The sequence below is a fragment of the Meiothermus luteus genome, assembly GCF_003574085.1.
GTDB lineage: Bacteria > Deinococcota > Deinococci > Deinococcales > Thermaceae > Meiothermus > Meiothermus luteus.
Genome location: NZ_QWKZ01000123.1, coordinates 1 through 7,028, shown reverse-complemented (window position 1 = coordinate 7,028; position 7,028 = coordinate 1). Strand labels below are relative to the sequence as shown.

Annotated in this window: 9 protein-coding genes; 5 read left to right on the top strand and 4 right to left on the bottom strand. The window is 66.1% G+C overall.

What is annotated here, in order from left to right:
* From Mlute_RS13480 to Mlute_RS13465, 4 genes are all read left to right on the top strand, one after another.
* Nucleotides 1-233: SPOR domain-containing protein (locus Mlute_RS13480; RefSeq protein ID WP_147371104.1), on the top strand; the 233-nt coding region annotated here is incomplete at its 5' end.
* A 19-nt stretch (nt 234-252) separates the two neighbouring features.
* Nucleotides 253-894 carry a redox-sensing transcriptional repressor Rex gene (locus Mlute_RS13475; RefSeq protein WP_119361112.1) on the top strand — a complete coding sequence of 214 codons (642 nt, stop codon included), beginning with the start codon at nt 253-255 and terminating at the stop codon, nt 892-894.
* Nucleotides 891-1,289 carry a hypothetical protein gene (locus Mlute_RS13470; RefSeq protein ID WP_119361111.1) on the top strand — a complete coding sequence of 133 codons (399 nt, stop codon included), beginning with the start codon at nt 891-893 and terminating at the stop codon, nt 1,287-1,289. Before Mlute_RS13475 ends, Mlute_RS13470 begins: the two co-directional genes overlap by 4 nt.
* Before the next feature lie 58 nt (nt 1,290-1,347).
* Nucleotides 1,348-2,307, top strand: a complete 960-nt coding sequence (locus tag Mlute_RS13465; RefSeq protein WP_119361110.1) for a polyprenyl synthetase family protein — start codon at nt 1,348-1,350, stop codon at nt 2,305-2,307.
* A 4-nt stretch (nt 2,308-2,311) separates the two neighbouring features.
* Here Mlute_RS13465 and Mlute_RS13460 read toward each other — a convergent pair whose 3' ends face one another.
* Genes Mlute_RS13460 through Mlute_RS13450 form a run of 3 tightly spaced genes read right to left on the bottom strand, consistent with a single transcriptional unit; the run spans nt 2,312 to nt 5,468 of the window.
* Complete coding sequence (locus tag Mlute_RS13460) at nt 2,312-2,875, bottom strand: GNAT family N-acetyltransferase (protein ID WP_119361109.1); 564 nt, start codon at nt 2,873-2,875, stop codon at nt 2,312-2,314.
* A gap of 30 nt (nt 2,876-2,905) precedes the next feature.
* Nucleotides 2,906-4,183: a Glu/Leu/Phe/Val family dehydrogenase gene (locus tag Mlute_RS13455; protein WP_119361108.1), complete on the bottom strand. Its 1,278-nt coding sequence runs from the start codon at nt 4,181-4,183 to the stop codon at nt 2,906-2,908.
* A gap of 10 nt (nt 4,184-4,193) precedes the next feature.
* A complete protein-coding gene (locus Mlute_RS13450) occupies nt 4,194-5,468 on the bottom strand; it encodes a Glu/Leu/Phe/Val family dehydrogenase (RefSeq protein WP_119361107.1) in 1,275 nt (424 codons plus the stop codon).
* Nucleotides 5,469-5,554: 86 nt separating this feature from the next.
* Here Mlute_RS13450 and Mlute_RS13445 point away from each other — a divergent pair, with 86 nt between their 5' ends.
* Nucleotides 5,555-5,929, top strand: coding sequence for an acyl-CoA thioesterase (locus Mlute_RS13445; RefSeq protein ID WP_119361106.1), 375 nt, complete (start codon nt 5,555-5,557; stop codon nt 5,927-5,929).
* Here the strand turns inward: Mlute_RS13445 and Mlute_RS13440 are convergent.
* Nucleotides 5,926-7,026 (bottom strand): cytochrome P450, encoded by a 1,101-nt coding sequence (locus Mlute_RS13440; RefSeq protein WP_119361105.1) that lies wholly within the window; start codon nt 7,024-7,026, stop codon nt 5,926-5,928. The two genes, Mlute_RS13445 and Mlute_RS13440, sit on opposite strands and share 4 nt — an antisense overlap.
* Between the last annotated feature and the right edge of the window lie 2 nt (nt 7,027-7,028).

Below are 7,028 nucleotides of genomic sequence, written 5' to 3'. Positions count from 1 at the left end.
GGGTAACCCGGCAGCCCCCCCAGTCGCCCCCATCGCGCTACCTACAGGTAGGGGCTTTCCGCAGCGCTGAGAGCGCCCAACCAGTGGTTGAGGCGGTGCGGCGGGCGGGGTACCCGGTGGTCTTGGTGGAAGAGGGAGGGCTGATCAAGGTGCGGGTGGGCCCCTTCGCTGATCCAGGCCCCGCTGCCGCTGCGCTGCGGGAGCAGGGGCTCGAGGTTCTGGAGGTTCGCTAGATGCACAGAGGTGTTTCTCATGGCTAAAGTGCCCAGCGCCGCCATCTCCCGCCTGGTCACCTACCTGCGTATTTTGGAAGACCTCGAGGCCCGCGGCATCCACCGAACCTCCTCCGAGCAGCTCGCCGAGGAGGCCCAGGTCACCGCCTTCCAGGTACGCAAAGACCTCTCCTACTTTGGCAGCTACGGCACCCGGGGGGTTGGTTACACCGTGCAGGTGCTGCGGCGCGAGCTACGCCAAATCCTAGGTCTCAACCGCCGCTGGGGCTTGTGCATTGTGGGGATGGGCCGGCTGGGCCAGGCCATCGCCGACTACCCCGGCTTCAGCGAGATATTTGAGCTGCGGGGTCTATTTGACCGCGACCCGGCCAAGTTCGGCCTGAGCTTTCACGGCCTCTCGGTAGAGAGCGTAGAAAATCTACCCCGGGCGGTGGCCGAGCGGCGGATAGACTTCGGCCTCCTGGCTGTTCCCGCCGATTCAGCCCAGGCGGTGGCCAACCGCCTGGTAGAGTCGGGGATAAAGGGGATCCTCAACTTCGCCCCAGCGGTCTTAGAGGTGCCCAAGGAAGTTGCGGTGGAGAACGTGGATTTTCTGGCAGGCCTGAGCAGGCTCTCGTTCTTCGTGCTAAACCCCAAGTGGCGAGAGGAGATGATCGGATGAAAAAGCCCATAGCCCTGATGGTGGTTGCCCTTGTCCTATCGGGCTGCAGCAACTTCGTGGCCGACTTTGGTATCCCCACGGTGCGCTTCAATCCCGTCTCGGCCGGCCCCACAGCCAGCGGGTACGAGGTGGTCTTTGAGGTTCAATCCCTACCGGGCAGCCCCTCGGCCACCCTACTGCAGGTCAACCTTTCGGGGAGCCTCACTGCAACCATTGGGAGCAGTGTGCCGGAGTGCCCTCCTTCCACTGCAGCCGACGACTGCCCCAAGCTCACCAAGACCCTGACCTTCGCCAGCAATCCAGGCCTACTGGCCATCACCGGGTATGTAGCCCAGAGCCTGAGCGGCACTTTGCGCACGGTAACCCTACCCGCCCAGGTCATCATCAATCAATAGGGTCAAAAGCGGGCCTGGGTCCAGTTACTTAGAGTGCTTCTGAGCTATAATCCTCGGGATGAGCATCAAAGACTTCGCCCCTGAGCTCACCACCCTAATGGCCGCCTTTGAGGAGCAGCTACGGGAGGTGGTGCGCTCGGAGGTGGAGTTCATCCGGCTGATTGAGGAAGACCTGGTAACCGCCGGGGGAAAGCGGGTGCGGCCCCGCCTGGTCTTCCTGAGCAGCAACGCCCTGGGCGGGGTACCCCACGCCATGGAGCTGGCCCTAGCGGTGGAGCTCTTGCACTCCGCCTCGCTCCTCCACGATGACCTGGTGGACGACGCAGAAACCCGGCGCGGTAAGGAGGCGGCCTTCCGCAAGTACGGCAACGCGGTCTCGGTGCTCTCGGGAGACTACCTGCTCTCCCGGCTGATGGCCTTGCTGGCCCAGACCGGGCGCATGGAGCTAGTGGCCATGTTCGCCGAGGTGGCCCGGGAGCTTTCCGAGGCGGAGGTACTCCAGTTCCAAGTGGCGGCCCTAGGGGAACACTCCCTGGAAAACTACGAGCGCATCATTGATGGAAAGACCGCCTCGGTGATGCGGGTGGCCTGCGAGGGGGCCGCGGTGCTGGGCCAAGCGCCGTTCCACCTGCGCGAAGCCCTGGCCCGCTTCGGGCGGCTTTATGGCCAGGCCTTCCAGATGCGGGACGACTACCTGGACCTAATGGGCAGCCCAGAAGCCCTGGGAAAGCCGGCGGGGGGTGACGTGCGCGAGGGAAAGGTTACCCTCATCACGCTGTGGCTATTGGAGCGCCACCCCGAGGAAGTAGGGGCCATCCTCAAGCGCAAAGCCCGCGAACCGGAGGACATCCCTCGGTTGCGAACCCTGGCGGTGGAGTCGGGGGTGGCCCAGCAGGTGGAGGCTGCTATTGCTGCTCGAGTAGAGGCCGCCTTAGGGGCCCTGCGCCTCCTGCCGGCCTCGAGCGCCCGCGATGAGCTGGAGGCCCTGGCCCTGGGGGAGCGGGTGCGGCTCCGATAGGCCCTCAGCAGCAGGCCCACTCCTCCCGGGTAATCTCCATGGGGACGAACTCGTGCCTGGGGCCCAGGCTCAGGCTAAAGCGCAGCCCAGTTTGGGGGGGCTTTTCCACGTGGCGGAACCCAGCCTTCTCAAAGGCCCGTTGGGCCCGCAGGTTGTGCCGATAGGTGCGAAGCTTCACCTTTTTCAGCCCCAGTTTGCAAAAGGCGTACTCCAGCACCGCCTTGACCGCATCGGTGCCGTATCCCTGGCCCCAGCGGTCCTTGGCCCCGATCAGGATGCCCAAGGTGGCCTCGCTGGGGGTGAGCTCGTAGAGTTCCACGGTGCCCAGCCACTCCCCCCGTTCATCCAGAATGCCGAAGCCCAGCCGGTCGCCCCGGCCCACCTCGCCCATCACCACCCGCTTGAAAAGCCACAGCGGCATCCTGAGCGGCCGGCTGCCGTTCCACTCGGCAATCTCGGGGTCACGAAAGCACTCATAGAAGCGGCGCCACTCGGTCTCGCTCAAAGGCTCGGTGAAGGGCTTTAGGGTCACCTTGCCGTAGCGGGGCCAGGTACTGCTAGCCGTCACACCCCTAGCATACGCCAAGGCCGGACGGGGCTACGGGTAAAGGCCAAGCATGGCCCGGGCCTCCAGGACCCGGGTGGCCGCCACGATGTAGGCCGCGGTGCGAAGGGTGACCTTTTTATCCTGGGCCACCTGCCAGACCGCCTCAAAGGACTGGCGCATCAGCCGCTCGAGCCTGGCGTTGATCTCCTCCTCCGTCCAGAAGAAGCTGTTGAAGTCTTGCACCCACTCAAAGTAGCTCACCGTAACCCCACCCGCGTTGGCGATTACATCCGGCACCACCACGATGCCCCGCTCGGCAAGAATGTCGTCGGCGGCGGGGGTGGTGGGGCCGTTGGCCCCTTCGGCAATCACCTTACACTGCACCTTCCAGGCGTTGGCCTCGGTGATCTGCTTCTCCAAAGCCGCGGGGATCAGGAATTCACAAGGGGTGAAAAAGAGCTCCGGGGCCGGAATGGGCTCGGCCTTGGGGTAGCCCTTGACCCCCCCCATCTGCCGCACGTAAGCGGTGAGGTCGTAGGGGTCAATACCTCCATCGTTGCGGATGGCCCCGGTCACATCAGACACCGCCACCAGCCGGGCCCCGTGGTCGTGGAAGATGCGGGCTGCGGCGTTGCCCACGTTGCCAAAACCCTGGATGACCACCCGGCTGCCCTCCACCGAAAGGCCCATCTTCTCCGCCGCCGCCGCCGCGGTTACGAAAACTCCTCGCCCCGTGGCGTCTTGGCGGCCTAGGGAACCCCCAACGGCGATGGGTTTTCCGGTCACCACCCCAGGAGCGGTGCGGCCCACGTTCATGGAGTAGGTGTCCATCATCCAGGCCATCTCACGGGCCCCGGTGCCCAGGTCGGGGGCTGGGATGTCCTTGTCCGGCCCGATGAGGATGCCGATCTCCGAGGTGTAGCGGCGGGTCAGGCGCTCCAGCTCACCTGGCGAGAGCTTGCGGGGGTCTACCCGCACCCCGCCCTTACCCCCTCCGTAAGGAAGGCCCACCGCGGCGTTCTTGATGGTCATCCAGGCGGCCAGGGCCATCACCTCGGAGAGGGTCACGTCCTGGTGGTAGCGCACCCCGCCCTTGGCCGGGCCGCGGAAGGTGTTGTGGTGGACCCGGTAGCCCTCAAAGTGGGCCACCGAGCCGTCATCAAGCTGGATGGGGACATCCACCACCAGGATGCGTTTGGGCCGTTTGAGGTCTTCCACCCAGAAGGCCAGCTTGCCCAGGTAGGGGGTCACGCGGTCCACCTGGGCCAGGTAAATCTCCCACGGGCCGATGTTCTCGCTGGAAAGATACGAAAGCGGTTCCGACTTCATCCTCTTCTCCTCATGGGTAAACCCCGCGCAGGCGGGTGGCCTCGTTGATGCGTTCCAGGGCTAAAGCATAGGCCCCAACCCGAAGGTCGCCGCCTAAAGGGCGGGCCCGCTCGAGCACCGCCTGCAGGCTTTGGTGGACGAATTCGCGCAGCCGCTGCTGCACCTCTCCTTCTTCAAAGAAGAGCATGGAAAGGTCCTGCACCCACTCCAAATAGGAGAGCACCAACCCTCCCCCGTTGGCCAGCACATCGGGCACTACCTGGGCCCCGTTCAGGCGCAAGAGGTACTCGGCCTCAGGGGTCACCGCCCCGTTGGCCCCCTCAACCACCACCCGGGCCTGCACCTGCCGGGCATTCTGCTCGTTAATGGCCCCTTCCAGGGCCGCCGGCACTAGGTAGTCCACCTTCAGGCCAAGCAGCTCGAGGTTGGTCACCGGCCGGCCCCCCGGAAAACCCGCCAGGTGGCCCCACTTCTGGTAGTAGGCCTCCAGCGCGGCCACCTCCAGCCCTTCGGGGTTGTAGACCCCGCCCCGGCTGGTGGAAACCGCCACCACCTTTAGGCCCTCCTTTACCGCGTAGCGGGCCACCGCGCTGCCCATCTGCCCAAAACCCTGGATGGCCACCGTGGCCCCCTCCAACGGCCAGCCGTTGGCTCGAGCCAGGTCGGCCAACACATAGACCAGCCCCTGTCCTCCCCCCTCATCCCTTAGGGAGACCCCCCCCAGAGGGAGGGGTTTCCCGGTCACCGCGCTCAGAATGGTCTGGCCCCGGGTCATGGTAAAGGTGTCCTGGAACCAGGCCATGATGGTCTGGTCGGTGCCGACGTCCGGAGCCAGCACATCCTCGTCCGGCCCCAGCAGTTCAATGAGCTCGGTCACGTAGCGGCGCGACAGGCGCTCTAGCTCGCGGCGGGAGAGCTTTTGCGGCTCCACCGCTACCCCGCCCGCTGATCCCCCAAAGGGCAGGCCGTAGACAGCCGCCTTCAGGGTCATCCAGGCGGCCATCCCACAGGTCTGGCCCAGGCTGACCTCGGGGTGGTAGCGCACCCCTCCTAAGGCCGGGCCCCGGGCGATGTTGTGGATGACCCGGTAGGCGGTGAAGTTGCGCACGCTTCCGTCGTCCATCACCACCGGCAGCGAGACCCCCACGATGCGCTTGGGGTGGGTGAGGTACTGGATGGTGGCGGGGTGAATCTGCGCGACCCGAATGGTGGCCTCGAGCCGGCGCAAGAAGCTCTCCCAGAGGCTGGCTTCGCCCGGTGGACGGTAGGCGTTTCTGAGTGGCATGAGGACCTCCTTCGCTAGGGTAGACAGCCGTTCAAGAGTATACCCGCCCGTTGCTCAACCCAAGAGCGTTCGGTAGGCTCTTGCCCATGAGCGAGGCACGCACCTTAGAGCTGGTTTTTCCCGAACACGCCAACCCCGGGGGCAACGCCTTTGGGGGCTTCGTGCTGGGCTTGATGGACAAGGTGGGTTCCTACGCGGCCATCCGCCGGGCCCGCAGACGGTGTGTAACGGTGCGGGTGGGCGAGGTGGTCTTTGAGGTGCCGATTAAGGTAGGGGACCTGCTCGAGGTGGTGGCCCGGGTGGTCCGCGTGGGGCGCACCTCCCTCACGGTTGAGGTGGAGGTCTACCGGGAAAACCTGCGCGAGCCCAAGATGCTGGCCACCAAGGGCAACCTGACCTATGTGGCGGTGGACGAGCAGGGCCGGCCGGTCCCGGTGGACGAGCCCCCTCCTTCGGTTTAGGCCTCTACCCAAAGCTCCCCGGCCGGGGCCAAGGTCAGGGCGGGCTTGGGCCTGGGATCGCCCCTAAGCGGCCGCAAGCGCGGGAAAAGCCCTAGGGCCACCCGCAGGACCATCTGGGCGAAGTGCATGCCCAGGCATATGCGCTCCCCCCCGCCAAAGGGCAGGTAGCCCCAGGCCGGCACCCGCCCCAGGAAGCGGGCCGGGTCAAAGACCAGGGGGTTGGACCAGAACTCGGGGTGGCGGTGGGTCAGGTAGGGGCTGTATAGGGCCAGGGCGCCCTTGGGGATAAAATGGCCCTCCCACACCAGGTCGTGGGCCACCCGGCGGCTGCCCACAAAGCCCGGAGGGTAGAGGCGCAGGGTCTCCTTCAGGAGGAGGGGCAGGCCTTGAGGGGTTGCCCACTGGGGGTACAAGGCCGCGTGCCAGAGGGCCCAGGCCAGGGTATGGGCGGTGGTGTCGTAGCCCGCCGCCAAGCCCACCATCACCTCTTCCAGGGGGAGCCGGGCAGCCAGCCCCCATCCATCCTGCTGTAGGGCCCGCACCACCCGACGCACCCGAAGAAACAGCAGCGGGCGCGGCACCAGGGGGGCCGGAAAAGGCCGCTTTAGGGGGGCCAGGAAGCGGGCCAGAAGCGCGGGGGGAAAGCGGCCTTCAAAGTAGAGGAGGTTGAGCCCAGTCTGAGCAGCCTTTGAGGCCCAGGCCACCGCCTCAAAAGCCCCCTGGGGCCGGATGGCGGCCAGGGCCTCCTGGAGGCGCTCTTCCAGGGTGGCCAGGGCTCGAGCGTGGAAGAGAGGGTTGAGGGCCTCGCGCTGGGGCTTGTGGAGGGGGGCATCGGTGGTGATGACCCCCCCGTTCAGGTAAGGAGTGAGGCTGGAGAGGCTCCCGCGGGAGCGGAGGGTCTTTAGGTCAGAGAGAAGCAGGCGGTTCCAGGCCGGGCTAAAGCCCACCACCGCCCTGTGGCCCAGCCTCAGGCCAAACAAAAACCCCAAGGCCGCCCCCTCCTCCAAAAGGGCCAGCGGCTCCCCCGCCCAGCGGGGCAGGTGGCCAAAGGGGCCCCAGGGGTAGCCCCAGGGCTCCGGCAGGCTAGCCCCTCCCATAC